27 protein-coding genes and 2 pseudogenes are annotated in these 24,077 nt (G+C 64.3%); 14 read left to right on the top strand and 15 right to left on the bottom strand.

Going from position 1 to position 24,077, the window contains the following annotated elements; genetic code table 11:
- Window positions 1-140 precede the first annotated feature (140 nt).
- Window positions 141-803 (bottom strand): orotate phosphoribosyltransferase, encoded by a 663-nt coding sequence (gene pyrE / locus H162_RS0126900; RefSeq protein ID WP_026355149.1) that lies wholly within the window; start codon window positions 801-803, stop codon window positions 141-143.
- Between the two features lie 89 nt (window positions 804-892).
- Here pyrE and H162_RS0126895 point away from each other — a divergent pair, with 89 nt between their 5' ends.
- Entirely contained in the window at window positions 893-1,663 is a 771-nt protein-coding gene (locus tag H162_RS0126895) for an exodeoxyribonuclease III (RefSeq protein WP_020656586.1), read from the top strand.
- Window positions 1,664-1,709: 46 nt separating this feature from the next.
- On the opposite strand, the gene H162_RS0126890 is transcribed toward H162_RS0126895, so the two are convergent.
- The 8 genes from H162_RS0126890 to gshB all read right to left on the bottom strand — a co-directional run bounded on the left by H162_RS0126890 (window position 1,710) and on the right by gshB (window position 9,071).
- Window positions 1,710-2,639: a pseudouridine synthase gene (locus tag H162_RS0126890; RefSeq protein WP_020656585.1), complete on the bottom strand. Its 930-nt coding sequence runs from the start codon at window positions 2,637-2,639 to the stop codon at window positions 1,710-1,712.
- Complete coding sequence (locus tag H162_RS0126885) at window positions 2,639-3,529, bottom strand: M48 family metallopeptidase (RefSeq protein ID WP_040788346.1); 891 nt, start codon at window positions 3,527-3,529, stop codon at window positions 2,639-2,641. Before H162_RS0126885 ends, H162_RS0126890 begins: the two co-directional genes overlap by 1 nt.
- 167 nt (window positions 3,530-3,696) lie before the next feature.
- The gene (gene metW / locus H162_RS0126880) at window positions 3,697-4,314 is read right to left on the bottom strand and encodes a methionine biosynthesis protein MetW (RefSeq protein ID WP_020656583.1); all 618 of its coding nucleotides are present in this window, start codon (window positions 4,312-4,314) and stop codon (window positions 3,697-3,699) included.
- The gene (gene metX, locus H162_RS32095) at window positions 4,311-5,486 is read right to left on the bottom strand and encodes a homoserine O-succinyltransferase MetX (protein WP_084677145.1); all 1,176 of its coding nucleotides are present in this window, start codon (window positions 5,484-5,486) and stop codon (window positions 4,311-4,313) included. Before metX ends, metW begins: the two co-directional genes overlap by 4 nt.
- 75 nt (window positions 5,487-5,561) lie before the next feature.
- Window positions 5,562-7,316: a phosphoenolpyruvate--protein phosphotransferase gene (gene ptsP, locus H162_RS0126870; protein ID WP_026355148.1), complete on the bottom strand. Its 1,755-nt coding sequence runs from the start codon at window positions 7,314-7,316 to the stop codon at window positions 5,562-5,564.
- 41 nt (window positions 7,317-7,357) lie between these two features.
- The gene (locus H162_RS0126865; protein ID WP_020656580.1) at window positions 7,358-7,627 is read right to left on the bottom strand and encodes an HPr family phosphocarrier protein; all 270 of its coding nucleotides are present in this window, start codon (window positions 7,625-7,627) and stop codon (window positions 7,358-7,360) included.
- A 72-nt stretch (window positions 7,628-7,699) separates the two neighbouring features.
- Window positions 7,700-8,107 (bottom strand): PTS sugar transporter subunit IIA, encoded by a 408-nt coding sequence (locus tag H162_RS0126860; protein ID WP_020656579.1) that lies wholly within the window; start codon window positions 8,105-8,107, stop codon window positions 7,700-7,702.
- Window position 8,108: 1 nt separating this feature from the next.
- Window positions 8,109-9,071, bottom strand: coding sequence for a glutathione synthase (gshB, locus tag H162_RS0126855; protein WP_026355147.1), 963 nt, complete (start codon window positions 9,069-9,071; stop codon window positions 8,109-8,111).
- Between the two features lie 117 nt (window positions 9,072-9,188).
- Here gshB and H162_RS0126850 point away from each other — a divergent pair, with 117 nt between their 5' ends.
- On the top strand, window positions 9,189-9,947 hold the full coding sequence (locus H162_RS0126850; RefSeq protein ID WP_020656577.1) for a class I SAM-dependent methyltransferase: 759 nt from the start codon (window positions 9,189-9,191) through the stop codon (window positions 9,945-9,947).
- A gap of 12 nt (window positions 9,948-9,959) precedes the next feature.
- On the opposite strand, the gene gshA is transcribed toward H162_RS0126850, so the two are convergent.
- From gshA to H162_RS0126830, 4 genes are all read right to left on the bottom strand, one after another.
- Window positions 9,960-11,261, bottom strand: a complete 1,302-nt coding sequence (gshA, locus tag H162_RS0126845) for a glutamate--cysteine ligase (protein WP_020656576.1) — start codon at window positions 11,259-11,261, stop codon at window positions 9,960-9,962.
- Window positions 11,262-11,406: 145 nt separating this feature from the next.
- Entirely contained in the window at window positions 11,407-12,810 is a 1,404-nt protein-coding gene (gene amt, locus H162_RS0126840; protein ID WP_020656575.1) for an ammonium transporter, read from the bottom strand.
- Between the two features lie 11 nt (window positions 12,811-12,821).
- A complete protein-coding gene (glnK, locus tag H162_RS0126835) occupies window positions 12,822-13,160 on the bottom strand; it encodes a P-II family nitrogen regulator (protein WP_020656574.1) in 339 nt (112 codons plus the stop codon).
- A 19-nt stretch (window positions 13,161-13,179) separates the two neighbouring features.
- The gene (locus H162_RS0126830; RefSeq protein ID WP_026355146.1) at window positions 13,180-13,920 is read right to left on the bottom strand and encodes a TorF family putative porin; all 741 of its coding nucleotides are present in this window, start codon (window positions 13,918-13,920) and stop codon (window positions 13,180-13,182) included.
- 259 nt (window positions 13,921-14,179) lie between these two features.
- On the opposite strand from H162_RS0126830, the gene H162_RS32090 reads away from it, so the two are divergent.
- From H162_RS32090 to H162_RS0126815, 3 genes are all read left to right on the top strand, one after another.
- Window positions 14,180-14,482, top strand: coding sequence for an accessory factor UbiK family protein (locus H162_RS32090; RefSeq protein WP_020656572.1), 303 nt, complete (start codon window positions 14,180-14,182; stop codon window positions 14,480-14,482).
- A gap of 39 nt (window positions 14,483-14,521) precedes the next feature.
- Window positions 14,522-17,038: an adenosylcobalamin-dependent ribonucleoside-diphosphate reductase gene (locus H162_RS0126820; RefSeq protein ID WP_020656571.1), complete on the top strand. Its 2,517-nt coding sequence runs from the start codon at window positions 14,522-14,524 to the stop codon at window positions 17,036-17,038.
- Between the two features lie 71 nt (window positions 17,039-17,109).
- On the top strand, window positions 17,110-17,490 hold the full coding sequence (locus H162_RS0126815; protein ID WP_020656570.1) for a SirB2 family protein: 381 nt from the start codon (window positions 17,110-17,112) through the stop codon (window positions 17,488-17,490).
- Here H162_RS0126815 and H162_RS0126810 read toward each other — a convergent pair.
- Window positions 17,480-18,403, bottom strand: coding sequence for a tetratricopeptide repeat protein (locus H162_RS0126810; protein ID WP_156885831.1), 924 nt, complete (start codon window positions 18,401-18,403; stop codon window positions 17,480-17,482). The two genes, H162_RS0126815 and H162_RS0126810, sit on opposite strands and share 11 nt — an antisense overlap.
- A gap of 346 nt (window positions 18,404-18,749) precedes the next feature.
- Here H162_RS0126810 and H162_RS32085 point away from each other — a divergent pair, with 346 nt between their 5' ends.
- The 3 genes and pseudogenes from H162_RS32085 to H162_RS35425 all read left to right on the top strand — a co-directional run.
- The gene (locus tag H162_RS32085; RefSeq protein WP_020656568.1) at window positions 18,750-19,211 is read left to right on the top strand and encodes a nuclear transport factor 2 family protein; all 462 of its coding nucleotides are present in this window, start codon (window positions 18,750-18,752) and stop codon (window positions 19,209-19,211) included.
- A gap of 219 nt (window positions 19,212-19,430) precedes the next feature.
- Window positions 19,431-19,931 carry a GNAT family N-acetyltransferase gene (locus tag H162_RS0126800; RefSeq protein WP_020656567.1) on the top strand — a complete coding sequence of 167 codons (501 nt, stop codon included), beginning with the start codon at window positions 19,431-19,433 and terminating at the stop codon, window positions 19,929-19,931.
- 172 nt (window positions 19,932-20,103) lie between these two features.
- Window positions 20,104-20,211: pseudogene (locus H162_RS35425) on the top strand (magnesium chelatase domain-containing protein); the annotation flags it as partial.
- A gap of 14 nt (window positions 20,212-20,225) precedes the next feature.
- Here the strand turns inward: H162_RS35425 and comJ are convergent.
- The gene (gene comJ, locus H162_RS34485) at window positions 20,226-20,762 is read right to left on the bottom strand and encodes a competence protein ComJ (protein ID WP_156885830.1); all 537 of its coding nucleotides are present in this window, start codon (window positions 20,760-20,762) and stop codon (window positions 20,226-20,228) included.
- Window positions 20,763-20,872: 110 nt separating this feature from the next.
- Here comJ and H162_RS35420 point away from each other — a divergent pair.
- From H162_RS35420 to H162_RS32075, 6 genes and pseudogenes are all read left to right on the top strand, one after another.
- Window positions 20,873-20,980 (top strand): annotated as a pseudogene (locus H162_RS35420) (magnesium chelatase domain-containing protein); the annotation flags it as partial.
- A 388-nt stretch (window positions 20,981-21,368) separates the two neighbouring features.
- Entirely contained in the window at window positions 21,369-21,593 is a 225-nt protein-coding gene (locus tag H162_RS34480; protein WP_156885829.1) for a recombinase family protein, read from the top strand.
- A gap of 2 nt (window positions 21,594-21,595) precedes the next feature.
- On the top strand, window positions 21,596-21,988 hold the full coding sequence (locus H162_RS0126790) for a hypothetical protein (RefSeq protein WP_020656565.1): 393 nt from the start codon (window positions 21,596-21,598) through the stop codon (window positions 21,986-21,988).
- Between the two features lie 150 nt (window positions 21,989-22,138).
- Window positions 22,139-22,345 (top strand): hypothetical protein, encoded by a 207-nt coding sequence (locus H162_RS34475; RefSeq protein WP_156885828.1) that lies wholly within the window; start codon window positions 22,139-22,141, stop codon window positions 22,343-22,345.
- Window positions 22,346-22,510: 165 nt separating this feature from the next.
- Window positions 22,511-23,512 carry a hypothetical protein gene (locus H162_RS0126785; RefSeq protein WP_156885827.1) on the top strand — a complete coding sequence of 334 codons (1,002 nt, stop codon included), beginning with the start codon at window positions 22,511-22,513 and terminating at the stop codon, window positions 23,510-23,512.
- A 354-nt stretch (window positions 23,513-23,866) separates the two neighbouring features.
- Window positions 23,867-24,077: transposase (locus H162_RS32075; RefSeq protein ID WP_503826194.1), on the top strand; the 211-nt coding region annotated here is incomplete at its 3' end.

Raw genomic sequence — 24,077 nt, 5'->3', positions numbered from 1 at the left:
ATGATTATCGAACTGAATGTGTATCGACCCGGCCGAAAGTTCGACCGGGTCACCAAAGCCAAACCGCAACGCTATCCAGAACGCCGACTCCGACGACCGCCATCCCTAACTTAACGGCATTAGACTCTGACCCCAATTGTTTAGATGCCGTAGCGGGTGCGGTAGGCGGCGACGGCGTCCTTGTGCTGGGCGAGTTGCGGGTCGGCGGCTTCGCCCGACAGGTAGCTGAACAGGTCGTCCAGGTTGGCGATCGAGATCACGGGGATGCCGAATTCGCGTGCCACCTCTTGCACGGCGGAGTTGTCGGACAGGGCGCCGTCCTTGCCGGAACGCTCCATGCGGTCCAGCGCGATCAGCACGGCGGCCGGCTCGGCGCCGGCGGCGCGGATCATGTCGACCGACTCGCGCACCGAGGTGCCGGCCGAGATCACGTCGTCCACGATCACGACCTTGCCCGCCAGCTTGGCGCCGACGATCGTGCCGCCCTCGCCGTGGTCCTTCGCTTCCTTGCGGTTGAAGGCGAACGAGGTGTTGCGGCCCTTGCCGGCCAGCGCTACCGCCGTCGCCGAGGCCAGGGTGATGCCCTTGTAGGCCGGGCCGAACAGCATGTCGAACTGTACGCCCGAGTCCAGCAGGGTCTGCGCATAGAACTGCGCCAGCTGGCCCAGCGTCGCGCCGTCATGGAACAGGCCGGCGTTGAAGAAGTACGGCGACTGGCGCCCCGCCTTCGTGGTGAACTCGCCGAACCTCAGCACTCCCGTCGAGACCGAAAAAGCGATAAACTCTTGGCGCAAATTGTTCACGGTTAACCCCTTCAGATAAAAAGTGGCCGTATTTTAATCCGCGGGCCCGGCCAGCGCCATCGCCACGCCCCGCTCTTCCATCCGTTCCCATGCCAAGAATTATCTCCGCCAACCTCAACGGCATCCGCTCCGCCCACAAGAAAGGCTTCTTCACCTGGCTGGCCAACCAGTCCGCTGACTTCGTCTGCGTCCAGGAGCTCAAGGCCCAGGAAGCCGACATGACCGAGGAGTTCCTGCGCCCGCACGGCTACCACGGCCATTTCCACTACGCCGAGAAGAAAGGCTATTCCGGCACCGGCGTCTACAGCCGCACCGCGCCGGACAACAAGCGCATCGGCTTCGGCTGCCTCGAATTCGACGCCGAAGGCCGCTATACCCGTTGTGACTTCGGCAACCTGACCATCATCTCGGTGTATTGCCCGTCCGGCTCGTCCTCGCCGGAACGCCAGCTCGCCAAGTTCCGCTTCATGGAAGTCTTCCTGCCGCACCTGCAGGAACTCAAGGCCGAGGGCCGCGAAGTCGTCATCTGCGGCGACTGGAATATCGCCCACAAGGAAATCGACCTCAAGAACTGGAAGAGCAACCAGAAGAATTCGGGCTTCCTGCCGGAAGAGCGCGCATGGATGACCCGCATCTTCGACGAACTCGGCCTCGTCGACGTGCACCGCGGCATCAACCAGGAAGCGGAACAGTACACCTGGTGGAGCAACCGCGGCCAGGCCTGGGCCAAGAACGTGGGCTGGCGCATCGACTACCACGTCGCCACCCCGGGCATCGCATCCACCGCCAGGGCCGTGTCGATCTACAAGGACGAGCGTTTCTCCGACCACGCGCCCCTGATCATCGACTACGCGCTGTAATCCGCGCGCCCCGGGCCACGCCTCCCCTGTCGCAGGGGAGGCGTTGTCATTTCAGGGCCGGCCAGTCCAGCGCGCGTTCGCTGGAAAAGCTGCGCTCCCGGCCGCTCAGGGGATCGGGGAAGGACACGGTGCGCGCCAGCAGCTGCAGCGGCGCGCTGAAGTCGTCGCCCTTGCACGGCAGCGCCACCGGATAGAAGGCGTCGTTCAGGATCGGCGCGCCGAGCGCGGACATGTGCAGGCGCAGCTGGTGCTTGCGGCCGGTGTGCGGATGCAGCCGGTAGCGCGCGACCGCGCCGCGCCGTTCGATCAGCTCGACCAGGGTTTCCGAATTCGGTTCGCCCGCCACTTCCTCGCTCACGAAGAACTGCTCGGCGTCGACCATCCGGCTGCGGTAGGTGAACGGAAAGCTCCTGCCCTCGAGCGGCGCGGCCAGCGCCTCGTAGACCTTGCGCACCGCCCGCTTCTGGAACAGCGACTGGTAGGCGCCGCGCGTCGCCGGGTTGTGCGAGAAGATCACCACGCCGGCGGTCTCGCGGTCGAGCCGGTGGATCGGCGTCAGGTGCGGCAGGTCATGGCGGCGCTTCAGGCGCACCAGCAGCGTCTCCTTCAGGAAGCGCCCGGTGGGGATGGTCGGCAGGAAGTGCGGCTTGTCGGCGATCAGCAGGTGCTCGTCCTGGAACAGGACCTGTTCCTCGAACGGGATCGGGGCTTCCGGCCGCTCCAGCTCGCGGTAGTACCAGATGCGCATGCCCTGCCGCACATGGCTGTCGGCGCGCAGCGGCTGGCCCCTGGCGTCGACGATCTCGCCGCGCTCCAGGCGCGCCGCCCACGAGGCGGGCGCCACGTCGGGGAAACGCTCGGCCAGGAAGCGCAGCATGCCGCCGGCGCGCGTCTCGGCCAGCCACAGGTAGCTGGGCGAGACGCCGTCGCGGATCGGCAGGGGGACGTAGGCGTTGGCTTCAGCCTGGCGGCCCATCAGTTCAGCGCCACGTTGGTGCGGTAAGGCGGCAGCTTGGCCGCGGTGGTGCCCTTGGTGCGCGCGTACAGCGGGAGCAGCACGTTCAGGTGCGACTCGATGTCCTGGATCCGGGTTTCGCCGCCCGGGTGGGTCGACAGCAGCTCGATCGGGGTGCGCTTGTTCAGGGCCGCCATCTTGCGCCACAGCGCGACGCCGGCGCGCGGGTCGTAGCCGGCGCGCGAGGAGATGTCCAGGCCCACCAGGTCGGCCTCGCGTTCCTCGTCGCGCGAGAACTTCAGCACCAGCATCTGGCCCGCGGTGTTGGCGACCGTGCCGGTGATGTTCGGATCGACCCCGAGGATCCCCGACAGCAGCGCGCCGCCGACGCGCGCGCCGAGCGAAGTCAGGTTCGACTTGGCCATGCGCTCGCGGCCGTGCTCGCGCAGCGCGTGGGCGATCTCGTGGCCCATCACGGCCGCCACTTCATCGTCGGTCAGCTTGAGCGAAGTCAGGATGCCGGTGAAGAAGCCGATCCGCCCGCCCGGCATGCAGAAGGCGTTGACCTGGTCCGACTGGACCACGTTCACCTGCCATTGCCACTGGGTGGCGACCTGGTTCCAGCGCGGCGCATGCGGGATGATGCGCTGCGCGATGGCGCGCAGGCGCTTGACCTCGGGATGCGTGGCCGGGAGCAGCACGCCCTTCTGCTGCGCCTCGCTCATCATGGCCGTGTACTGCTGGGCGGCGGCTTCGTTGACCGCCGCTTCCGGCGCCAGCACGCGCACGCGCGACAGCGGCTTGACGCGGATGCCGTCCTGGACTTCGGTCTGGGCCGCGTCCTGCGCCGGCGCGCAGCCGACCACGCCGAGCAGGGACATGCACAGGACAAGTTGCTTGAGTTTCTTCATCTTCATCATCGATAGGCTGTTTTTGGCAGCACTATCCTCTCAGAAAGTAATCGGGATGAGCAATACGGTAAACGGCCCCATCATCCCGCACGACCTGAGCTGGAACAAGCCGCCAACGCACATAAAGTGTAAGGACGTGTTCACCCAGGCCTGTTTTGCGCAAAAGATCAGGGGGCGTGCCGCACTTTCTTGCGCAGGCGGAACACCGCCAGGCTGCCGCGCAGGTTGGGCAGGAAGCTGACCGGCTTGCCGTCGGCCAGGGCGACGCATTCCAGCACCTCCAGGCCGCACTCTTCCGCCAGTTCCTGGAAGTCGTAGATCGTGGCGCAGCGCACGTTCGGCGTGTCGTACCACTGGTAGGGCAGCGTGCGCGAGACCGGCATGCGGCCCTTGAGCAGCGCCAGCCGGTGCGGCCAGTGGGCGAAGTTCGGGAACGACACGATGGCTTCGTGGCCGACGCGCACGATGTCGCGCAGCAGCGCCTCGACGTGCTGCATCATCTGCAGCGACGACAGGCACAGCACGGTGTCGAAGGAGTTGTCGCCGAACAGGCCAAGGCCCTGCTCCATGTCGTGCTGGATCACGCTGATGCCGCGCCGGGTGCTCTCGAGCACCTTATCGTCGGCGATCTCGATGCCGTAGCCGGTGCAGCGCTTGTCCAGTTCCAGGTAGCGCATCATGGCGCCGTCGCCGCAGCCGACGTCGAGCACGTGCGATCCCTCATTGATCCAGTGCGCGATGAAGGCCAGGTCGGGGCGCAGGGCGATCAGTTCGCTGAAGTTCATGCGGCCTCCTTCCGTGCCGGCGCGTCGGCGGTTCCGACTGCGAGATCGGCTGCGATGCGGTCGTAATACGCGCGCACCACGTTCATGTAGCGCGGATCCTCCAGCAGGAAGGCGTCGTGTCCGTGCGGGGCGTCGATCTCGGCATACGTCACCTTGCGCCGGTTGGTGACCAGGGCCTCGACGATCTCGCGGCTGCGCTCGGGCGAGAAGCGCCAGTCGGTGCTGAACGAGGCGACCAGGAACTGCGCGCGCGTGCCCTCGAGCGCCTTGGCCAGGTCGCCGCCGTGCTCGCGCGCCGGGTCGAAATAGTCGAGCGCCTTGGTGATCAGCAAATAGGTGTTGGCGTCGAAGTATTCCGAGAACTTGTCGCCCTGGTAGCGCAGGTAGGATTCGATCTCGAAGTCGATCCCGAAGTCGAACTTGTAGTCGTCACTCTCGGCGGCGTTGCGCAGCTTGCGGCCGAACTTCTCGGCCATGTCGTCGTTCGACAGGTAGGTGATGTGACCGACCATGCGCGCCACCTTGAGCCCGTTCTTCGGCACCACGCCGTGCTCGTAGAAGTCGCCGCCGCGGTAGTCCGGGTCGGTCAGGATGGCCTGGCGCGCGACGTCGTTGAACGCGATGTTCTGCGCCGACAGCTTGGGCGTGGAGGCGATCACGATGCAGTGGCGCAGGCGCCCGGGGTACATGATGCTCCACGAGAGCGCCTGCATGCCGCCCAGCGAGCCGCCCATCACGGCGGCGAACTGCTCGATGCCGAGGCGGTCGGCCAGGCGCGCCTGGGCCGCGACCCAGTCCTCCACCGTCACCACCGGGAACGCGGCGCCATACGGCTTGCCGGTGGCCGGGTTGGTGTGCATCGGCCCGGTCGAGCCGAAGCAGGAACCGAGGTTGTTGATCCCGATGACGAAGAAGCGGTTGGTGTCGACCGGCTTGCCGGGGCCGACCATGTTGTCCCACCAGCCGGTGCTCTTCGGGCCGGCATAGGTGCCGGCCACGTGGTGCGAGGCGTTGAGCGCGTGGCAGACCAGCACCGCGTTCGACTTGTCGGCGTTGAGCGTGCCATAGGTTTCGTACATCAGCGTGTAATCGCCGATCTGCGCCCCGCTTTGCAGGCGCAGCGGCTCAGGGAAGTGCATCGCCTGAGGTGTGACTATTCCAAGAGATCCCATGAAGCTTCGTGTGTTCTATGTGGTGGTAGACGGGCAGGCCAGGCCGGGCTCCGGCGGGGCCTGCCCGGGAGCCGGCTACAGCGCCTGCAGCTGCTCGACGGCGGTCGCGATCTCGCTCGGTTCCATCGAGCGCAGGATGCGCCGGGTGCGGCTCGTGATCGCGCCCAGGTCGCTGTTCAGGATTTCCTGCTTCACCGACAGCAGCTGCGCCGGGTGCATCGAGAACTCGCGCAGGCCCATGCCCAGCAGCAGGCGGGTCAGCTTGACGTCGCCGGCCATCTCGCCGCACACCGCCACGTCCAGCCCGGCCTTCTGGCCGGTCGCGATGGTCGAGGCGATCAAATGCAGCACCGCCGGGTGCAGCGGATTGTACAGGTGCGCCACCTCGTAGTCGACACGGTCGATCGCCAGGGTGTACTGGATCAGGTCATTGGTCCCGATCGACAGGAAGTCCATGCGCCGCACGAACATCGGCAGCGCCAGCGCCGCGGCCGGGATCTCGATCATCGCGCCGACCTCGATCGCTTCGTCGTACTTGATGTGCTCGTCGCGCAGCTGGGCCTTGGCCTGCTCGATCATGTTCAGGGTCTGGTCGATCTCGAAGGCGTGCGCCAGCATCGGGATCAGCATCCGCACCTTGCCGAACGCGGACGCCCGCAGGATGGCGCGCAGCTGGGTCAGGAACAGCTGCGGCTCGGCCAGGCAGTAGCGGATCGCGCGCAGGCCCAGCGCCGGATTCAGCGCCGTGTGCTCGGTCTGGTCGAGCGGCTTGTCGGCGCCGACGTCGAGGGTGCGGATCGTCACCGGCCGGCCCTTCATCGCGACCACGGCCTTGCGGTACTGCTCGAACTGCTCGTCCTCGCCCGGGATCTGCAGGCCCTGGGCGCCGCGTCCCATGAACAGGAACTCGGAGCGGAACAGGCCGACGCCGACGGCGCCGGCCTCGAGCGCGCCCGCGCAATCGTCCGGCAGCTCGATGTTGGCCATCAGCTTGATCGCGGTCCCGTCCTTGGTGATCGCCGGGGTCTTCTTGAGCTTGAGCAGGCGCTTGCGCGCCTTCATCAGGACGGCCTGGCGCGCCCGGTACTGCCCCATCACCAGCGGGCTCGGGTTGCAGATCACCACGCCGGCGTCGCCGTCGATGATCAGCCAGTCGTCCTGCTCGATCAGGCGCGACGCGTGGCTCAGGCCGACCGCCGCCGGGATGTCGAGGCTGCGCGCGACGATCGCGGTATGCGAGTTCTGGCCGCCGACGTCGGTGACGAAGCCGATGAAGGAGCGGTCGCGGAAGCCCAGCATGTCGGCCGGCGAGATGTCGTGCGCGACCACGATCATCTGCGGCGGCGCCTGGTCCTCGTCGGTGAACGGGGGCGGCACGCTCAGCGCAGTGCCCATCAGGACCTTCAGCACGCGCTCGGCCACCTGCTGGATGTCGTGCTTGCGTTCGCGCAGGTACTCGTCCTCGATCTCGTCGAACTGCGCCGACAGCTCGTCGATCTGGGTCACCAGCGCCCATTCGGCGTTGTAGTGGCGCGAGCGGATGATGTCGAGTGGCGCCTCCGAGATCATCGGATCGGACAGGATCAGCGCATGCACGTCGATGAAGGCGCCCAGCTCCGTGGGGGCGTCCTTCGGCAGGTCGGTCCAGAGGTCCTGCAGGTCGCGGTGCACCTTGGCGATCGCGTCCTGCAGCCGGCGCACCTCGGCCTCGACCTGTTCCTCGGGGACCAGGTAGTGCTTGACGTCGAGCGCGGCCGGCGTGAGCAGGTGCGCGCGGCCGATCGCGATCCCGCGCGATACAGGAATACCATGGAGCGTGAACGATGCCATCGAAGCTCCCGTGTGGCGGCCAATGCCCGGCTCGCGCGGCATTACTCGCCTTCGCCGAACTTGTCGTTGATCAGCCCGCTCAAGGCCGCGACGCAGGCGCCCTCGTCCGGACCGTCCGCCTCCAGCGTAACCCTGGCGCCCTTGCCGGCGGCGAGCATCATGACGCCCATGATCGATTTGGCATTGATCCGGCGGCCGTTACGGGTGAGCCAGACGTCGCTCTGGAATTTCGCGGCCAGCTGGGTGAATTTGGCGGATGCGCGGGCATGCAGGCCCAGCTTGTTGATGATCTCAAGTTCCTGTTGAATCATATTCTCGTTGTCGTTTCACTCGTCAGACCTGCGCCTTTTCCGCCATGGCGCCACGCAATGCATGGGCTGTGCTCAGCCCGCTCCTACCCTGATCCTGTTGTCCACCCTGACCGCTCCGTTCTGGGCCCCGGCCAGCGCCATCTCCACCACCACATCGAGGGTGTCGCGCCGATAAGTGATCGCGCGCAGCAGCATCGGCAGGCTGATGCCGGCGATGATCTCGACATGGCCGGCATCGGCCAGCGAATTGCAGCAGTTGGACGGCGTGCCGCCCTTGATGTCGGTGATGACCAGCACGCCGTCGCCCTCGTCCAGGCGCGCGATCGCAGCCTTGGCCAGGCAGTTGACCTCGGCCAGGTCCTGGTCCGCGGTCACGTCGATCGCCTCGAAGCGCTCGGTCGGGCCGCGAAACACGTGCGCGACCGCCGCGATGAATGCCTGGCCCAGCGGTGCGTGGGTCATCAGCAGGATGCCTACCATGTCAGCTTTCTTTCTGTGCAGCCTTGCGGCTCTGCTGCTCGACGGCATCGATGAACATCGCGGCCACGTCGAAGCCGGTCTGGTCGGTAATCTCCTGGAAGCAGGTCGGGCTCGTCACGTTTACTTCCGTCAGGAAATCACCAATCACATCTAATCCTACCAGCAACAGGCCGCGCTCGGCCAGTACGGGCCCCAGGGTTTCGGCGATTTCACGGTCGCGCTCGGTCAGCGGCTGGGCCACGCCGATGCCGCCGGCGGCCAGGTTGCCCCGCACCTCGTTGCCCTGTGGAATGCGCGCCAGCGCGAACGGCACCGGCTTGCCATCGATGACGAGCACGCGCTTGTCGCCCTTGACGATCGCCGGGATGAATTTTTGCGCCATGATGGTGCGCTTGCCGTTGTCGGTCAGCGTCTCGATCACCGAGCCCAGGTTCATGCCGTCGTCGCGCACGCGGAAGATCCCGGCCCCGCCCATGCCGTCGAGCGGCTTGAGGATCACGTCGCCGTGTTTCTCATGGAAGGCGCGCAGCATGGCCGGGTTCGAGCTGACCAGGGTCGGCGAGGTGAACTGGCTGAACTGGCCGATCGAGAGTTTCTCGTTGTGGTCGCGGATCGCCGACGGGCGGTTGAACACGCGCGCGCCCTGGCGCTCGGCCAGTTCCAGCAGGTAGGTGCCGTACACGTATTCCATGTCGAAGGGCGGGTCCTTGCGCTCGATGACGGCGTCGAACTCCGACAGCTTGACGGTCTCGGCGGGCTCGGGACGGTACCAGGCGTCCGGCTCGCCGGTCAGGTGGATGCGTGTGACCCAGGCGGTGACGACGCCCTCTTCCAGCACCATGTCGCGCTGCTCGAAGGCATAGACGGCATGGCCGCGCCGCGCCGCTTCGCGCATCATGGCGAAGGTCGAATCCTTGTAAATCTTAAAAGTGGATAGCGGGTCGGCAAGAAAAGCGATTTTCATGGGGCGTCCAATTGAGTCGATGCATCGATTTTAGCTGGAAACGCGGAAGCTCGCGGACGAGGCCCGCGCTCACACGAAAATGCCACCCGGCAATTTGCTGCATGTCACAGCACAGCCTTGAGCAACATCAAACCCGCGCCGTCCGTCCCGGGCGAGCATGGCGTCATGGACATCCATCCCGACAAGGCGGAACAGCAACGTATCCAGCATGCCTATCGTGCCTGGCATGGCGGCGCGGCGCTGGCGCGCTATGCCTGGCACCGGCCAGAAATCCTGCAGCAGGAGGCAAGCCGTTCGCGCGCCCTCGCTTCCCTGCTCTCGAGCACCGTGGGCGCCGACCTGTCGCGGCTGCGGGTGCTGGACGTCGGCTGCGGCACCGGGGGCTTCCTGCGCCAGCTGATCGACTGGGGTGCGCATCCGTGCCATCTGACCGGCACCGAACTGCAAGCCGACCGCCTGGAGCAGTCGCGCGCGCGCACGGCACAAGGCGTCACCTGGCGCCTGGGCCCGCCCGACAGCGTCCCCCAGGCCAGTTACGACCTGGTGTCGGCGCAGGCCGTGTTTTCCTCGATCCTCGATGCCGCGCTGCGGCGCGAACTGGCGGCGCAAATGTGGCGCGCCCTGCGTCCCGGCGGCTGGTGCCTGATCTTCGATTTTCGTTATGACAACCCGCGCAACCGCCACGTGCGCAAGGTGACGCGGGGCGAACTGGAGCGCCTGTGGCCGGGCGGCCAGCGCCGCTACCGCAGCCTGCTGCTGGCGCCGCCCATCAGCCGGCTGCTGGCGGGAACGCCCTACCTCGCCTGCGAACTGCTGGCGGCCGTGGCGCCGGTGCTGCGTTCGCACTTCCTGTATATGGTCAGGAAAGATGCCTGAGGGGCGCTGTTGTCAATACACTTCCGGATGCGGATCGGTGCGTTCCAGCTCCAGCGACGCCGCCAGCAGCCCCAGGCGGGCCACGACGCCGTACACGTAGAAGCGGTTCGGCGCCGCCGTGCCCGGCTTGGCCTTGAGGTCCGGCACCGCGTGCTGCTGGGCGAAGGCCAGCGGCACGTACTGCGAGCCCGGCGCGTTCAGGTTCTGGTCGACGCCGCGCTCGGCGTGCACGCGGTAGAAGCCGCCCACCACGTAGCGGTCGATCATGTACACCACCGGTTCGGCCACCGCGTCGTTGATGCTTTCGAAAGTCGGCACGCCTTCCTGGAGGATCATGTCGGTCACGGCCACCCCGCCCTTGATCACCGACAGCTTGCTGCGCTGGGCGCGGCTCAGGTCGCGCACCTCGCTGGCGTCCTTCACGGTCAGCACGCCCATGCCGTAGGTGCCGGCGTCCGGCTTCAGGATCACGAAGGGCTTCTGCTCCTTCATGCCGTATTCCTTGTATTTTTTCTTAATCTTCGACAACAGCATCGACACGCTGTCGGCCAGGGCCTCGGTGCCGATGTCTTCCTGCAAATCGATCTCGCCGACCTTGGCGTGCAGCGGATTGACCATCCAGGGGTCGATGTCGATCAGCTTGCCGAACTTCTTGGCGACTTCGTCGAAGGCCTTGAAATGGTTGCTCTTGCGGCGCAGCGCCCAGCCGGCGTGCAGCGGCGGCAGCAGCGACTGCTCGTGGATGTTTTCCAGGATCGGCGGGATACCGGCGGACAAGTCGTTATTCAGCAGGATCGTGCAGGGGTCGAAGTCGGCCAGGCCCACGCGGCGTCCGTTGGGCGAGCGCACCAGCGGCTCGATCACCAGCATGTTTCCGTCGGGCAGCGCCAGCGGGGTCGGCTCGGTGATGTCCGGCGACAGCGAGCCGAAGCGCACGTGCAGGCCGGTCTGGCGGAAGATCTGCATCAGGCGCGCGACGTTCTGCAGGTACATCGGGTTGCGCGTATGCGTTTCCGGGATCAGGAGCAGGTTGCGCGCGTCCGGACAATACTTGTCGATCGCGGCCATCGCGGCCTGCACCGTCAGCGGCAGCATCTCGGTGGCCAGGTTGTTGAAGCCGCCCGGGAACAGGTTGGTGTCCACCGGGGCCAGCTTGTAGCCGGCGTTGCGCAGGTCGACCGAGCAGTAGAACGGCGGCGTATGCTCCTGCCACTCGAGGCGGAACCAGCGCTCGATGGCGGGCGTGGCCTCGAGGATTTTCTTTTCCAGATCGAGCAAGGGGCCGGTCAGGGCGGTGACGAGATGCGGAACCATGAAAGTGGACGTCCTTGTGGTGGGCTTCTTGAATAAATGTCGGTCGTTAGGTGGGGACGAACGGACCGGTTTAAAGACCGCACGAATTGCAAAGACGAAAAAAAGGCGCCCGCAGGCGCCTTTGGCTGACAACGCTGCGCGGATGTCAGGAATGGTACGCCGATTCTCCGTGGCTGGTAACGTCCAGACCTTCGCGTTCCTGGTCTTCCGGCACGCGCAGGCCGATCACGATATCGACCAGCTTGAAGGCGACGAAGGCCACCAGCGCCGACCAGACGATCGTGATGCCGACAGCCTGGGCCTGCACCCACAGCTGGCCGGCGATCGAGTACTCCGCCTTCGACATCGCGTTGATGGTGTAATCCCAGATGCCCTGGCCGCCGAGCTGCGGCGAAGCGAACACGCCGGTCAGCAGTGCGCCGAGGATGCCGCCGACGCCGTGCACGCCGAACACGTCGAGCGAATCGTCCGCGCCGAGCATGCGCTTCAGGCCATTCACGCCCCACAGGCAGATGATACCAGCCAGCAAGCCGATGACCAAGCCGCCCATCGGACCGACGAAGCCGGCCGCCGGGGTGATCGCCACCAGGCCCGAGACGGCGCCCGAGGCGGCGCCCAGCATCGAAGGCTTGCCCTTGAAGATCCATTCACCGACCACCCACGACACGGTGGCGGCGGCGGTTGCCAGCAGGGTATTGATGAAGGCCAGTGCGGCAATGTCGCCCGCTTCCAGCGCCGAGCCGGCGTTGAAACCGAACCAGCCGACCCACAGCAGCGAGGCGCCGACCATGGTCATGGTCAGCGAATGCGGCGCCATGTGTTCACGGCCGTAGCCGATGCGCTTGCCGATCACGTAGGCGCCCACCAGGCCCGCCACGGCGGCATTGATGTGCACCACGGTGCCGCCCGCGAAGTCGAGCGCGCCATGCTGCCACAGGTAACCGGCGTTCTCGGTGACGGTAGCCAGCGAGGCGGCGTCGGTGATCGCGTCCGGGCCGGCCCAGAACCAGACCATGTGGGCCACCGGCAGGTAACCGAAGGTGAACCAGAGGACAACGAACAGCATCACTGCCGCGAAGCGCGCACGCTCGGCGAAGGCGCCGACGATCAGGCCGCAGGTGATGGCGGCGAAGGTGCCCTGGAAGGCGACGAAGACGAATTCGGGAATCATCGTCTCCTTGCTGAAGGTCGCTGCCATGCTGAAGGTGCCGGCGACCGGATCCCAGATGCCGTTCAGGAACAGGCGGTCGAAGCCGCCGATGAAGGCGTTACCCTGGGTGAAAGCCAGCGAGTAGCCGTACAGGCACCACAGCACGATCACCAGCGAGAAGATCGTGAACACCTGGACCAGCACCGACAGCATGTTCTTGGCGCGCACCAGGCCGCCGTAGAACAGCGCCAGGCCGGGGATCGACATCATGATCACCAGCAGGGTGGCCACGAGCATCCACGCGGTATCCCCCTTGTTGATGGACGGGGCGGCCAGGGCCGGCAGCGCCGTGCCAAAGGCCGCCAGGGCGGCAAGTGCCTTTGTTATCGTCTTGTTCATTCGGTTTCCCCTTACAGTGCTTCGTTGCCGGTCTCGCCGGTACGGATACGGATGACCTGGTTCAGGTCGGCGACGAAGATCTTGCCGTCGCCGATCTTGCCGGTGCGGGCGGCGTTCTGGATGGCGTCGATCACCTGGTCGACTACCGCCTCATCGACTGCCGCCTCGATCTTGATCTTCGGCAGGAAGTCGACCACGTACTCGGCGCCGCGGTACAGTTCGGTATGACCCTTCTGGCGACCGAAGCCCTTCACCTCGGTCACCGTCATCCCCTGGACGTTGATTTCCGACAGCGCTTCGCGCACCTCGTCGAGCTTGAAGGGCTTGATGATGGCGGTAATCATTTTCATGGTTTTGCCTCTTTAACGATCAGAAAGTTTTTGACACGGTCAGCACGGCGGCGGACTTGCCGAGGTTCTTGCCTTCCGGGCTGAGGTAAGCATCGGTGTTCGCCTTGAACCAGGCCAGCGAAACGGCGGCGACGCCGAAGTCCTTGGTCACGCCCACCTTGTAGTCGTTGTAGGACAGCGGGCTGTTGTTGCGCACGCGCTGGCGGCCGGCATGCAGGTTCAGGATGAAGCCGCTGCCGAGTTCGAGGTCGGCGCCGACGTCGATGTAGCCGCTGCGCTTGCTGTTCGTGGTGCCGAACAGGTTGGTGGTGGAATGGGAATACTTGACATAGGCCGGGCCGAAGCCGAGCTTGGCGTAGAGTTCGAAGGTGTTGGCGTTCGGGTCCAGGCCGTAGTCCGGGTACCAGTAGTACAGGCCGCCGACGTCATAGGTGACGGCCTCGGTCAGCTGGCCGCGCTTGCCGCCGTAGACATCCCATTCGACATTGCCATCTCCGCCCAGGTCCTCGGTCCATTTGATGCTGGACGCCCAGGTGCCCACGTACCAGCCGGTCGGGCCGTGCACGTAATCGGCGCCGGCCTGCACGGCCGGGTCGAGGCGGGTTTGCGACAGGCCGCGGTAACGGTAGTCGCTGGTCACGGCCGCGTTGAAGCTCACCTGATGTTCGGCGGGTTGTTCCTGCGCCAGTACCGGCATGCTGGTGATGGCCAGCATGGCCAGACTGACTGCTGCTGCTGCATTGCTTGCATTGCACTTCATAACAAACCCCCTCAGTTTGAACGGTTACTGCCGTTGCGGTTTACAATCCTGTCATTGCACTTCTCTCTTTCATTTAGCAGGATGCGTGCCAGCTCCTAAGCAAGGCAAATGGGCTTGTTTTTTAGTCCAAATGCCCCACCTCAGCTCTGGATGGCCCTATACGGCCGGCCGCCACGCAGGCGGCAGGACGCCACGCACCAATTCAGGCCGTGATGCACCGTTCTGGTGCATAAGGCTGCGACACACGAGGAACCCAGGTATGAACAATAATTTCTTTAATGATTTGCAAGGCAAGATCAACCAGGCGCTGGAAAGTTCGCCGGCCAAGGACATCGAACGCAACGTCAAGGCGATGATGACCCAGGGCTTCTCCAAGCTCGACCTGGTGACCCGGGAGGAATTCGATATCCAGGCCCAGGTGCTGGCCAAGACCCGCTCCCGTCTCGAAGCGCTCGAACTGCGCGTGGTCGAGCTGGAATCGCGCCTGCTGGCCCAGTCCGCGGCGGCGCCCGCAGAGCCCGCTCCGACCATCATCACGCCGCCGAATCTCGACAAGCAGTAAGCTGCTGCGGCGGCATTCATGCTTGGGCGGGAGCGACACATGAATGCAAAAGACGGGACGACCGATGCGCTGGCGCCGCAGGAAGTCTCGCTCGACGTACTGCGTGAAAAATACGCCCGGGGGGAAGAACGCGAGATCGGCGACGTGCGCCGCCGGGTCGCCCGCGCGCTCGCGGCGCTCGAACCGGCCCCCAGGCGCGCCGAGCTGGAACGGCGCTTCCTGTGGGCGCAGGAACAGGGCTTCGTGCCCGCCGGCCGCATCAATTCCGCCGCCGGCCTGGGCCTGCAGGCCACCCTGATCAACTGCTTCGTGCAGCCGGTCGGCGATTCCATCTCCGGCAACGACGACGGCCTGCCCGGCATCTACACCGCACTCAGCGAAGCCGCCGAGACCATGCGCCGCGGCGGCGGCGTGGGCTACGACTTCAGCGCGATCCGCCCGATGGGCAGCAAGGTACGCGGCACCGCCTCGCGCGCCTCCGGTCCCGTCTCTTATATGGAAGTGTTCGACGCTTCCTGCCGCACCGTCGAATCGGCCGGGGCCCGGCGCGGCGCCCAGATGGGGGTGCTGCGCATCGACCATCCCGACATCGAGCGCTTCATCGCCGCCAAGGACCAGGGCGCGCTCACCAACTTCAACATCTCGGTCGGCGTCAGCGACGCCTTCATGGAGGCGGTCGATGCCGACGCCCCCTTCGAGCTGGTGCACAAGGCCGAGCCGGGCCTGGAAGACCAGGCCGCGGGCGCGCATCGACGCGACGACGGGCTGTGGGTCTACCGGCGGGTGGCGGCCCGCGCGCTGTGGGACAAGATCATGCTCTCGACCTACGACCACGCCGAGCCGGGCGTGCTGTTCGTCGACCGCATGAACGCGGAAAACAACCTCTGGTATGCCGAGGAACTGCGCGCCACCAATCCCTGCGGCGAACAGCCCCTGCCCGCCTACGGCTGCTGCGACCTCGGCTCGCTGAACCTGACCGCCTTCGTCGAGGAGCCCTTCAGCGGCCACGCGCGCTTCGATCTCGAGCGCATGCGCGAGGTGGCGGCGGTGGCGGTGCGCATGCTCGACCTGGTGCTGGACGCCACCGAATGGCCGCTGCACCAGCAGGCGGTCGAATCGCGCGCCAAGCGCCGCATCGGCCTCGGCTTCCTGGGCCTGGGCAGCGCGCTGGTCATGCTCGGCCTGCGCTACGATTCAGGCGAAGGCCGCACCCTCGCGGCGAACATCGCCGAAGAACTGCGCGACGCCGCCTATGCCGCATCGGTCGAACTGGCGCGCGAAAAGGGCGCCTTCCCGCTGTTCGACGCCGAGCGCTACCTGCGCGGGCAGTTCGTGCAGCGCCTGCCAGAGCACCTGCGCGAGGAGATCCGCGTGCACGGCATCCGCAACTCGCACCTGCTGTCGATCGCTCCCACCGGCACCATCTCGCTGGCCTTCGCCGACAATGCCTCGAACGGCATCGAGCCGCCCTACTCCTGGACCTACCAGCGCAGGAAGCGCATGGCGGACGGTTCGATGCGCGCCTACGAGGTGGCCGACCACGCCTGGCGCCTGTACCGCCGGCTCGGGCACGACATCGAGGCCGAAGGCCTGCCGCCGCAGTTCGTCACCGCGCTCGAGATGCGCGCCAGCGACCACCTGCGCATGGTGCAGGCGGTCCAGCCCTTCGTCGACACCGCGATCTCGAAGACCGTCAACGTGCCGGAAGACTATCCCTACGACGACTTCCGCAGCCTCTACCTGGACGCCTGGCGCGCCGGCCTGAAGGGACTGGCGACCTACCGGCCCAACACGGTGCTGGGCAGCGTGCTCTCCACCGGCGCGTCGCATAGCGCGTCGCATAGCGCGTCGCATGGCGCGCCGCAGGCCGCCCCGGCGGCGGCGGCGGCGGCGGACGACGATCCGCTGGTCAAGCGCTTCGAGCGGCGTCCGCTGGGCGAGCTGGAGTCGGTCACCTCGAAGATCGAGTACTCGACCCAGGAAGGCCGCACCAGCGCCTATCTCACGGTCAGCTTCATCCGCGCCGAAGGCGCCTGGGAAGGCAGTCCCGTGACGATCGAGCGCCCCTTCGAGTTCTTCATGCCGGGCAACCAGCGCACCGGCGGCCACCAGTGGATCACGGCCTCGATGCGCCTGCTGTCGATGGTGGCGCGCGCCGGCGGTCCGATCGCGCGGGCGCTGGCCGACATGCGCGAAGTGGTGTGGGAAAAGGGGCCGGTGCGCTGCGGCTACCTGACCCGCGAGGATGGCGCCCAGGTCCCGGTCTACCACGACTCGGAAGTGGCGGCGATCGCCTTCATGCTGCAGCGGATCCTGATCCGGCGCGGCTTCCTCGACGCCTGGGGCAACCAGGTGCCGGTGACGGAGCTGGCGCGCCAGTTCGCGGCGCGCGGCGGCGCCGCGCCCATCGAGGCCGAACCGCAGCCCGCCACCCCGGCCGGCGTGCTCCCCACCGTGCAGGGCGCGAAGTGTCCCGAATGCGGCGCGCGGGCGCTGCGCAAGGTCGACGGCTGCACCCGCTGCGGCGAGTGCCACTACGTGGGCGAGTGCGGCTGATTCCAGCGGGGTTCCCGCGGCGGCGCCGACTCGGGCATACTGCCGGGATTGCGAACTTCCATCCAGGCCCGATGAACTACTACGCCCTCAAGCACATCCACATGGGCTTTGCCGTCCTGAGCGGCGCCTTCTTCCTGGTCCGCGGCCTGTGGATGCTGTCCGGCTCCGCGCGCCTGCAGCAGCGCTGGGTCAGGATCGCCCCGCACGTGATCGACACCCTGCTCCTGGCGAGCGCGGTCGGGCTGGCGCTGTGGAGCAGCCAGTACCCGTTCCAGGCGCCGTGGCTGAGCGCCAAAGTGGTGGCGCTGGTGGCCTACATCGTGCTTGGCACGATCGCGCTCAAGCGCGGGCGCACGCCGCAGGTGCGCGCCGCCGCGTTCGTCGCGGCGCTGGCCTGCTTCGGCTACATCGCCGCGGTGGCGGTGACCAGGAACCCGCTCGTCATCGGCTGACCGGGCCCGCGCTGCGGCGCTCCGCGTTGTTGCGGGCCTGGTAGACCTCGCCCATGGCCTTGTACACATAGGGCTTGGGCGCGATGGCGGCGGCCTTGTCCAGGAAGGCGCTGGCGTCGGCCAGCCGGCCCTGGGCGCGCGCGACCAGCGCCAGTCCGTAGTTGCCGTGCTCGCTGGCCGGGATGCGGCGATTCAGCTCGCTGAACAGGCGAATGCTGTCCGCATGGCGCCCGGCTTCCAGGTGCGCTCCCGCGAGCCGGTACAGCAGGTCGCGGTGGGCGCTGTCGGCCAGCTCGTACTCCTCCAGGTTCGCGGCCAGGATGTACTGCTCGGCGTCCAGCAGCTTGTCTTCGTCGAAGGCGCACAGGGCCAGCATCAGGCGCGTGATATCGGGGTCGGTGCGCTGCACTTCCATCGCCAGCTCGCGCGCCCGGACGATGCTCCCGCCCAGGAAGAACGGCGCCTTCAGGTGGAAGCGCAACAGGGACAGGCGCGCGCGGTAGTTGGTCGGATCCAGGCGCACCGCGCGCTCGAACGCGGCGCGGATCGAGCGCGCATTCCCGAGCGAGGCGACGATGCCGCCGCTGCCGGCCTGCGCCGCCAGCACATTGCCGAGCGCTTCGGCGCAGGTGCTGTTGTCCGGGTGGGCCGCCAGGCAGCGTTCGGCCGCACTGCGTGCTTCCGGCAGGCGCCCGGGCGGATCCTGGGCCAGGATCAGGTCGATGGTGCCGACCAGCGCCCCGGCGTCGGTGGGATCGGCGGCAAGCCGCTCGGTGATCGCGCGCACCGCTTCGGCATAGCGCTTCTGGTGCACCAGTTGCACGACCGGATGTGGCGGCGCCGCATAAGACTCGGAGAGCGGTCCGGTAGCCAGCAGCATGGCGCCCCACCATGTTCGGATTTTTGCGTGCATCGCTGTTCCTTCCTCCGCGGTCCAGCCGATGCATCCGGCTACGCGGCAGCATTATCCAGTTTGTATAACCATGAGTTATTTTTTAACCACAACAAATCGTCACACGAAAGTGTCTGTTAGTCAATAATAGATGTGCTGGGGCATGTAATATTTGCGACGGCAGGGCTTGGGGGACGCTCCGCGCCAGGCCGGAATCAAGGTGGGACTGCCTCCAGGGCGTGGCGGGTGTTGGCGAAAAAGCGTGCTCACGCAACGAACTGTTCCGGCATTGCGCCGCTGTCCTTGAAGTCCCGTCCTGCACAGGCAAGAATGGTATGCCGGATGTCCGGCACCAAGGGAGGGAATCATGAGCGGGCAGGAGAACATCGAGCTGGTGAAGCAATGCTACGAGGCCTTCGCACAAGGAGATATCGAGCGGCTGTTGAACTACATGAAGGACGACGTCGATTGGGAATTGCCGCTGGTGGAAGGCGTCCCCTTCTCGGGCAAGCGCCAGGGACGCAATGCGGTCGGTGAGTTTTTCGCGCTGGTGGGCAGCTTCCAGGAGTTGCGCGAATTCCGGCCTGAAGAGTTCACCGCGCAAGGCGACCGGGTGGTGGTCACCGGGCGCTATGCGTGGCTGGTGAAACCGACGGGGACTGAGTTCAGCTGCGAGTGGTGCCACATCTTCCACATCGCCGGCGGAAAATTCTCGAAATTCAAAGAGTTCACCGACACCAACAAGGCCGCGCTGGCCTATGAACTGGTGGCGTCCAATCCCCTGAAAGCGGCGACGCGTCCGGGAGCGGACCAGCCCGCGGCGCACTAGTGGGTCACTTGGCAACGGGAGTGGCCAATAAAAGCGATGGATTTTTGCGCCAGGCTAGGCGCAAACCGCAGCGATAGCTGGCTATCGCGAGGATTTGCAACAACGCCTGGCGCAAAAAGACGCGCTTTTATGCCACGATCGGTTGCCAAGTGACCCACTAGTACCTTCGGCAGCCCGGATGCCGCAAGATCCGGGCCGATCTCTTTTATTCCTGCACACATGATTCCATACCTGGAGACCGAACGCCTGCGCCTCGTCCCGCCCAGCCTGGCGGCGGATGAGCTGTACCAGCGCTTTTATACGGATGCCGCGGCCTCCGCCTTCTATGGAGGCCCCTTGAGCCCGCAAGCCGCCTGGACGCGCCTGGCGGCCGACATCGGTGGCTGGCAGCTGCAGGGTTTCGGCGTCTGGGTCGTGGAGCGGCGCGCGGACGGTGTCCAGCTTGGCGCATGCGGCTTCTGGCAGGGACGCGGATGGCCACGCGAACTGACCTGGTGGCTAGTGCCGGAGGCGCGAGGACAGGGCTACGCGCAAGAGGCATCGCGGGCGGCGATCGCGCAGGCCTACGACGGATTCGGCTGGCGTGCCGTGGAAACCTATATGGCGGATGACAATGCCGCCGCCCGCGCACTGGTACTGCGCCTGGGCGCGGACAAGGTCGACAGGCGGATGTTCCCGGATGGGCAGGAGCGCGACCTGTTCCGTTTCCCTCGTCCTTGACGTCGGACGGCAGCTTGCATGCGGATCCTTGCACCAGTCACCCAAGGACGCACCACGAAGCTGCAACCGGATGGCATCGAGCGCCAGAGGCCAGCACACGGTTGGCAGCGCTCAATCGCGAGGTTACTCGACGATGCACCATCTGGCGAGTCCAGCACTCGCCAGGAGCCCCATGAGCCTCGCCGCCCTGCGCAGCCGGGCCCTCGCCGGCATGGAAGCGCCCGCCGTCAGCGTCGGAGTCCACCTCGCCAATGGCTTGCCGGCAATGGCCAGCACTGGTACGACTGCACCGTACTATGGCAACAGCTCGGGCTGTATCGCCGCTTTCCAGTGTTTTATCAGTGTCGGCGGCCGTTCTTCGCCGCGCGCGATGTAGAGAATGTAAAGATCGTTGGCCGGACTCGACTCGTCCGTAACGGAACCAACACCACGGACCAGATAAAGGAATTGATAGCTGCCCGGCGGTACGTCCACGCGGTATGCATCGGGAAGAAAGCCGGTACAACCCATTACTGCAAGCGAACCTGTCGGCGTATCGAACGATCCCTCAGCGACGTGATCGTATTCGGCGAGCGGCAACTTCGGCAACTCGTCGACGACGTGAATCTCCACCTCTACGTCCACATTGCGCAGCGTTCCCAAGGATACGGCGCTGCTCCCTACAGCGACCATTCGTTCGAGCGCCTCATCAGTCCATAGGGCCGAGAAATCATCGCCCGAGTCCACGTCCATGGCAACGAACTGGAAATAGTCGGCAAACATAGTCAGTCGATGGATTGCATCCACGGTGAGTCTTTCAAAAGTTGTCGACAGATTGCGATTGCCAATCATCGCCGAGCTTGTTCGCCGTCGGCCAGCGGTGGCCAATGCCTGTTCGTGCTCAATCCGGGGTAACCCAGCCACTCTAAGATGTGGCGACCCCTCTACCACCCACGACACCCATGAGTCTAGCAGTCCTGCGCAGCCGCGCGCTCGCCGGCATGGAAGCCCCCGCCGTCAGCGTCGAAGTCCACCTCGCCAATGGCTTGCCAGCCATGGCAATCGCAGGATGGAAAGCACCTATAAGAACTCTACAGGGCTGCGCACGTACCTTCAACGCACCTACCCTGGATTTATACCCGCATGTTCCCCCCGGTTTGGCTAAGCACGAACACGCGTTCCTTCTCTTTTCGCCAACGGAAAACACGCCCGAAACCCGGTGCAAACCGCCTAGGCTGCACTCGGAGATTCCCCCATGACTTCCGGTGTTTACGAATCCAACTTTTCTCGCAAAACCCCTTGACGCACATCCTGATGTGTGCTCAAAACTTGACAAGGAAGGTACTGTAGAGTACAATAGCGGTATGTGGAGATAACGTTGTTCCTCTGTCTCCATTCCAGCTTCATACCCCCGTGTGAAAACAGACTAACGATCCAATCAACAATGGAGGCATTATCATGCGTATCGAAAACGCACGCCCAGAATTCGGCGGACGACTTAAATCGCCGGAATACTACGAACAGGTCAACAGTGTTATTCGTGTACTACGCGAGCACAGTACCCTTCGCGTTATCTCTAACCACTTGAACGCCCAGCTTTTTAAGACGCCGAGCGGAAAAGAATGGAATAGAGAGCGCCTAAGCGCATACCTGAAATCAAACGACATTTACAAAGGAAATTAACTATGACACTACCAGCCCGTAAGCCATTCTCGATCCAGATTATCGAGCCAGCATTCCCAGCTTTCCAGCAAGCCTGCGCATTGATCCGTTCGGGTTACGTGTTCGCACCGGACCTGCCCGTGGAACTAACACCTAACGGTAACGCCATCTTTACGCTTGTCCTGGGTACGCCCGACCATAACGCCGTGAATAAGGCTAACGAAGCTACGGAACACGCCCTCATGCTGGAAGCATCCGCGTACGAACGAGCCGTAGAAGCCCGAGCCAAGATGCTCTTGGATGACTACAAGAAAGAGCAGCTACGCCTACAGGTAGACGCGATGAAGGCCCAGCAGGCGAAGGACATTGCCGCTCTAGAGAAGGCCACAGCCGCCGCTATCGCTAAGATTCAGTAATACCCATCCTCCGGCCTTCCTCCGGTAGGAAGCGCATCAAGGCCAGCCCTGGCCCCAGCATTACAACAATCCGAACCGCAAGCTCATTGGCTCCGCCCTGGTCGCTGATCCTATGCGCTTGCGCGTTTCACTATAACGAAAGAAGAAACCATGATTATCAAGAAAGAATTCATCCCAGGAACATCACGAGCACGCTGCACTTTCGATTCCGGCACCGTCCTAGAAAGCCAACTTGTATTCCTGACTACCGAGCAATGGAAACGCCTACGGGTCCTGGGGGCGCTGCACGATATGCGAATTTCCGCAGTCATCGGTAGGCTCATTGACAATGCGGTGATTGCGGCTAAAACACTCTGAACGTTTTACACTCAAGAATCTATCAAGATTTATAGAGAAATCGCCTCAATCCCTTGATTTTAAAGGGAAAGTCGATCACCGTTACAATAGTATAGGGTAGTAGGTATGTCGAAGACATATTAATAAATACAGTAATATATAAGATAGTATAAAGGAGTAGTAGTTATGCCGAAGGCAACAATTGAATACCCTGACAACATCGTCTGCCGGAACGGCAATGGCGGATGGCATCCCAAAGGGAAGCGTGCTTACCGCAACGCGGTGGAAACAATCATGGAATGCCTCCACACTTACAAGGAATCCCGCCTCTACCATCTGTGCTTTGAAGGCCAGTCGCACAAAGTACAGATGAAGATGCTCAACGGCCTGGTACAGATCGCAGACAGAGCCGGTATTCCTTGCGAGTGGTTTGCTTGCAGGGAAGTAGCCGACCTTACGAAGAAGGCCCACGTTCACGCTTTCGTCATCATCGACGCCAGAAACATCAACCCGGCCAAAGTGTTCAACCAGTTTGATGACGGACAGGTACAGCAGCTATGCGCAAAGCACGGTGTCAAGTTCTCTATCTTCAGCCCGAAGGATGACCTGGGCATCCATGGTAGGAACACGTACATGGCGCTGCCATTCCTTGGCAAAGGCAACAAGCAAACCGCCAAAGGCCAGAGGCGCTTGAAGGACGCACTACATTGGCTCGCCTACGCCTTTAAAGCCCGTAGCAAGCCGAGGAAGGAAGAAGCAGACGGACAAATCTTCCCTGCCTCCCGTCCTAACCGTAAGCGCAAAACCCTGGACGCAACCCAATTGGCCGATTGTTCGGCCCCAGTCCAGACAACCGGAGAAGAGATGCCCTCAACAGCAGACAAGTTCATTGCAGCGAAATACGAAGCAGCGGTAGATGCTGGCTTGGACGTTGAAGCCCTACGGCTCCGGCTCCTGGCCGATGGGATAAAGCGTACGCCGTATCAGATTCTGCACGATCTGGCCCAGTTCGGATTCCCCGACTACGCCAGCCAACACCCAGCGCCACCAAGGCTCACCCTGGCTGAAATTGACAAGCAGCTAGGTCGGGAGGAACGAAAACCTAGCAGAACTGATAGGGCATTCTCCCTTCCGTCCTATCGGTCCAACGAAGCAAGGGGAAACATTCACAGACAAGGAACAACATGAAACAAACGCTAATGCGTAATGCAGCACCAGCCAGTAAGGCGAAGCCAGTACCAGAAGCTCAGACAGCCCCTACAGCAGCTCCAGCAGCTCCAGCAGCCTCAGCAGCTCGACACTGGGCCTTGCCGGACCCCGGCGTATTCGCCTCACAGAAGCCCGTAGCGGTTCCTAGGACGAAGCCTGAAGCGCTCGACATTAGCATGGTAGCGAAACTAGCTAAGATCGCCAGCGCCCCCAAATGACGCTCACGACTCCAAAGGACCTATCAAAGTTAGGGAAGCACTGATTTAATCGGCGCCACTCCACGGCAGCGAGCTCAGCTGGCACAATAGCGCATCCAATGTTGGCATGTACCTGATGAAGCAATCGACCTTTTCCGACGCCGAGTTCGCCCAGAAGAAGAAGCAGACACGACGCGACCGCTTTCTCGCCGAGATCGAGGCCGTGACGCCGTGGGCGACATTGGTCGCCGCGCTGCTGCCGCACTATCCGAAGGGTGATGGGCGGGGCCGTCCGCCAGTTGGACTGGAGCGCATGCTGCGAATGTACATTGCACAGCAATGCTTTG

Source organism: Massilia niastensis DSM 21313 (assembly GCF_000382345.1).
Taxonomy (GTDB): Bacteria; Pseudomonadota; Gammaproteobacteria; order Burkholderiales; family Burkholderiaceae_D; genus Telluria; species Telluria niastensis.
This window is presented reverse-complemented; position numbering and strand designations above follow the sequence as displayed.